Raw genomic sequence first — 4,425 nt, forward strand, 5'->3', positions numbered from 1 at the left:
GGCGGTTTTGACCACGATGTTGAACGGCAATCCTCGCCGGTTGTTTTGGGTAGCGTCGTCTGCGATGGAGTCGATGGTCGAGCGAATCCGGTCATCGCTCCCATACATCCGCCAGGCATCCAGGACCTCCCAGTAAAACCCGACTTTGATCCCCCCGTGCTCTGCACTCGCGAGGCGAATAGAAGTCGGCATCACATCGAACTCTCTTGGCGCGGTGGTCCGGTCTGACTTTGCCTGATCCTGCCCTTTCTCCGCAAGGGCTCCGATCTTTTCCCGACCTGGGGTTTTGCTACGGCCGAGCAGCCCGCTGAAAAAACTGGTGAAAAAGTTTTGCATCACGCGCTCCTTCTTTTACGGATTTGTCCTTTCTCGATAGGTGCTGATGGAGGCAGGGGCTTTGTCCGGCCGCATCCAGTAACGCAAGGCCTGGGTGGTCGAGTCCACCTGGTCGTCGTTGTTCCCATTCGGGAAAACTGAGAATTCTTCAACATAGTCACAGATCCACTCTGCAATAATAGGGTCCGGGACAAAAACATTGCCAGCCTCAATCTGAGGCGCAACCGCAGACAGCCTCTCGGTCTTGCTGCCCTGGGCCGGCCAGGGGATGATTCCTGAAATTTCATGCTTCAGCGAAGCGATGATCGCCGGGCCATTGGCGCTGTCTTCAATCAGGATCGCCGTGCTCTCTTTCCATTTTGCCTTCAGCGCCCGGACGGCTTTGAGGGTATCGGGAAAGTCCATCTTGCCGCGCACCTGGTCCAGCAGATACTTGTCCGCCTCCACCCTTCCCCAGACCTGGCCGACCACGTAGTCGGGATTCCCTGAAGCCGCTGCTGCCTCGTCCTTGAAAGTCATATCCCAGCTCAGAACAATATCGTCAAAATGGCTCGGGGCAACGATGTAATACTTCCACCAGGACCGTTTGATAAGTGCCCCTTCCTGGGGCGAGGGCCGCTGTTGATAGAGGGCGTTCCAGACCTGGCTGCCCACCGTCTTTTTCGTATTCTCCATCCAGGCCTGGTCAAATCCGAACTCAGGCCAGAGCGGCTCTCCCGGCACCCTTCCCAGGGGATCTTCCTCCTCGGCCTCTGCCGGCAGTTTGACCACGGTCCACTTTTCCGGCTCCTGCGCAAGGATCCTGCCGGCCAGGTCGTCCTCGTGCCAGCGGGTCTGAATGAGGATGATGGACGCATTGGGCTGCAATCTCGTCAGGAGGGTGTTGCGGTACTCATCCCAAAGCATATTCCGGTAAGTGGGGCTGTTGGCTTCCTGGCGGTTCTTACAGGGATCATCTATTATCAGGCAATCTGATCCCTGGCCGGACAGCGGCCCCCCGACGCCCGCGCTGATCATGCCGCCGTCGTGGCCCTCAATCGACCAGTTGGTCACGCTGGAGTTGTCCCGGGCCATCTCGATATCAAAGAGCAAATTCCCAAAGTTTTCTATCTTCCGCCGGTTTGCCCTGCCGAACCGTTGCGCCAGGGATTCGCCGTAGCTGACCTCAATCACCCTCCTGTTGGGATTCTTCCCAATGAACCAGCTGGGAAAGCTCTCTGTGACGGTCATCGACTTGCTGTGCCTCGGGGGAAGAAAAAACATCACCCGCTTCAGCTCTCCGCGCTCAATCCGCTCGCAGACCTTCGCAATCAGCCTGGTATGCCGTGACGGCCTGTATTTCAGGAAGTGGGCAACCTGCAGATACGCAAGGTAATTAATCCTCGCCAGACCGATCAGGCTCAACATCAGCTCTTTGCTCTCCAAGTTGGGCAAGCAGCTCGATGAGCTGCTCCTGGATACCTGGGCTGTTCTGGAGCGCTCTTTCGATAAAAGCGATGTTGGTGATGCTTTCTCCATAGTCCTTCGTTCCGGCTGGATCTGTAAAGGCGTATTTGTTCGGCCGATAGGCACCGGATAGCTTTGCCATCTCCCTCTGCGCTTCCAGCATTACAGGGTACATCTTTTCTTTCTGGGCGTCGCGGTAAATCGCTTCATTTCGCGACCAAAGGATCCCAAAGGTCGTCCTCGATTCTTGCTGCGAGAGATTTTGCAACTCCTTGAAGCACCGCTTGATGTAATTGTACAGGGTCCTATCGGAGACATCCCACTGCTTGGACTTTCTGATGATCCGGATAAGGTCTTTCGGATCGCTCCATCCCATGTCAACCAGCTGTCTGATGTACCTTACCCTTTCGTCTATCTCGATCTTCGACGTTCTCAGATATCTGTTTTCCTTGCTCATTTAGTACCTCTTTAACTATGTCCACCATTTTGGCCAGTTGCGATGAAATGCTCTTGATCTTGAACTCCTCCCCGATCCTGGCGAGGGTGGCAACGAATTTGTTGTACCCTGAAATATGAGCTACATAGCTCTCCTCGAATTCGCCGGTCAGCGCCTGGAACACCCTCTCCAGGTCCTTGACCTCCGACGGCAGGAACAGCAGCGAGATCTGTTTCATCTCGAAATCCAGGTTCAGGGCGTCTCCTGAGAAGGTCGGGTAATCAACGTTAAAATCGCGGTCGTCATAGCCTGTGGCGATTTTGCCGTTGACGTCCAGGATGCTCTCGTAGATCTCCCTGGCAATCTGCGCGTCGTCATAGCCGTGGAGACGGTTATGCGCGAGCTGTTTGCTCTTTACTTCGTCCTCGGAGAGGGTGCCTTCGTAGACCAGGCAGTAAACGAATTCATTGCCGGCGTTCCTGGCGGCGCGGATGCGATGGTGCCCGCTGATGATTTCAAACAGGGTCCGGTCGCCCTTCTTGATAAGATGCCCGAAAGGCAGCGATTCCAGGCGACGGTCCTGCTTAATGTTCTCAATCAGCCTCAGGAAAAACCTTGGCTCCATGACGTTGGCGTTTTTGTCCCGCTCGATGATCTCGTCCAACGGCACCTTGTAGATGCTGGTTTTGTCATAACCGGTAAGTTCAGCTATCCTCTCCATACTGTCCTCTCTTTTTCTTCATGACCTGCAGCCATTCAAGATAGGCTGCTTTCAGGCCGTCCTTTTTCAGCTGGGCCTCATAGGTCAGCTTCCAGGTGGGGATGTCGTTTATTTTCTCTTTTGCCACCAGGTCCAAGACGCCTACGCTGGTTTTGAGCTTCGGAAAGCGGGTAAGGCAGACGGTTTTTATTTTCTTGGGGCGCAGCAGACAGGCGTTCTTGTATCCCCTGGTGACCAATTTTGCAAACTCTTGGCGCGTGATGCAGCGCATAATCAGGTTATTGAAATGATACCGGCTATTGTGCACGCTCATAGCATAGACCTCGAAGATATAGTCGGCCCGATCCTTCACCAGGTGCGACAGGTTCAGGCCGCAGATGCCTATCAGCCGGTTGTTCAGGTAAAAGGCCACCGTCTTTTCAGCGGCCGTGCCCTCAAAGGCCCCCATCTTGTGGACGAACAGGTCCCGAAGATAGAGGGCGATATGCGGCTTGATCAGGGCTATCTTGAGCTCCGAATTTTCATCCACGGTGGGCGTGTCCTGCTCCCTGAATATCGCATTCTTGAAACGCTCGTAGGCCAGATAGCTCTTATCCAAAAAACGGCTCTTTTTGACCGGGTGGTTATACCCGAGGTAGTTGATTTTGTCGATGTTCCTTGATTCCGCAAAGATCAAATGCTTTGCCGGCACGTCGAATTTGTTCCGGTAAAGCACATAGATGATGTGCGCTTTCGAGCGGTTCATCATCTCAATCATCATCGGATAGTCCAGGTTGTAATCCATCTGCCGAAAGTCGGACCGGTAACGGATAATGCCCTCCGTGTTGAACACCTTTTTTTCATAGGCCCCGAACACGGGCGGATTCAGGTAGATGAAAGTGTCCGGATCGTCCCGGTACTCGTCAAGCTCCTCAAACATGCAGCGGTGCCTGTACTGGATTCCCTGGAGCGTTTTTCTGTACTCGTCGAGGTGCGCCTGGACATAGGCTTTCTGAGCGGCAAAATTGTCCCTAATTTCCAGATAATACCGCTGGTAATGCCATGCCCCGCGCTGGGCAAGCTGGACCGCCTTCAGCATCAGCAGGATCTCCGCGTGGCTTTTCGGGTTCACCTTGAAACCGACCTCGCCCAGCAGCTCAAATTCGGGCGGGTCCTGGCCCAGGATGTACGCGCCGATGGTGTCTGAATAGAGCGTTACATCCGAGGCAATGATCTGGTCGCAGCCGGCCTTCACGCCGGCCATGACCATCTGGAAGTCGCCGCAGCCGGGAAAAACCATCCGCTTGAATTTCTTCCCCGCCAGGAACTGCATCACGAATTTCTTTCTCTTGGCTGTGGAGCTGCCGTAGAATATCTTCTCCATGTTCATTGCTTCATTTCTCCAGCGGCAAAAAAAAGCTGTCATGAGCATTTTGTCGCGTGGCGGGGTATCGAGCCCCGATCTCCTGGCTGAGTGCCAGTTGTCCTGTCCTTAGACGACCACGCA

General features: G+C 54.4%; 5 protein-coding genes. All 5 read right to left on the minus strand.

Annotated elements, in window-relative coordinates; genetic code table 11:
• On the minus strand, nucleotides 1-336 hold a 336-nt coding region (locus PLH32_18330; GenBank protein ID HQJ66567.1), incomplete at its 3' end, for a hypothetical protein.
• 15 nt (nucleotides 337-351) lie between these two features.
• A complete protein-coding gene (gene terL, locus PLH32_18335) occupies nucleotides 352-1,743 on the minus strand; it encodes a phage terminase large subunit (GenBank protein ID HQJ66568.1) in 1,392 nt (463 codons plus the stop codon).
• Nucleotides 1,712-2,239, minus strand: a complete 528-nt coding sequence (locus PLH32_18340) for a hypothetical protein (protein HQJ66569.1) — start codon at nucleotides 2,237-2,239, stop codon at nucleotides 1,712-1,714. The genes terL and PLH32_18340 overlap by 32 nt, the downstream gene beginning before the upstream one ends.
• Nucleotides 2,160-2,939 (minus strand): ParB N-terminal domain-containing protein, encoded by a 780-nt coding sequence (locus PLH32_18345; GenBank protein ID HQJ66570.1) that lies wholly within the window; start codon nucleotides 2,937-2,939, stop codon nucleotides 2,160-2,162. The genes PLH32_18340 and PLH32_18345 overlap by 80 nt, the downstream gene beginning before the upstream one ends.
• Nucleotides 2,923-4,308, minus strand: coding sequence for a hypothetical protein (locus PLH32_18350; GenBank protein HQJ66571.1), 1,386 nt, complete (start codon nucleotides 4,306-4,308; stop codon nucleotides 2,923-2,925). The genes PLH32_18345 and PLH32_18350 overlap by 17 nt, the downstream gene beginning before the upstream one ends.
• Between the last annotated feature and the right edge of the window lie 117 nt (nucleotides 4,309-4,425).

Source organism: bacterium, from assembly GCA_035419245.1.
Taxonomy (GTDB): Bacteria; Zhuqueibacterota; Zhuqueibacteria; order Residuimicrobiales; family Residuimicrobiaceae; genus JAKPUX01.

Coding starts and splice junctions, on each gene's coding strand:
- terL (HQJ66568.1), bottom strand. CDS start 1,743: ATGTTGAGCCTGATCGGTCTGGCGAGGATTAATTACCTTGCGTATCTG.
- PLH32_18345 (HQJ66570.1), bottom strand. CDS start 2,939: ATGGAGAGGATAGCTGAACTTACCGGTTATGACAAAACCAGCATCTAC.
- PLH32_18350 (HQJ66571.1), bottom strand. CDS start 4,308: ATGAACATGGAGAAGATATTCTACGGCAGCTCCACAGCCAAGAGAAAG.
- PLH32_18340 (HQJ66569.1), bottom strand. CDS start 2,239: ATGAGCAAGGAAAACAGATATCTGAGAACGTCGAAGATCGAGATAGAC.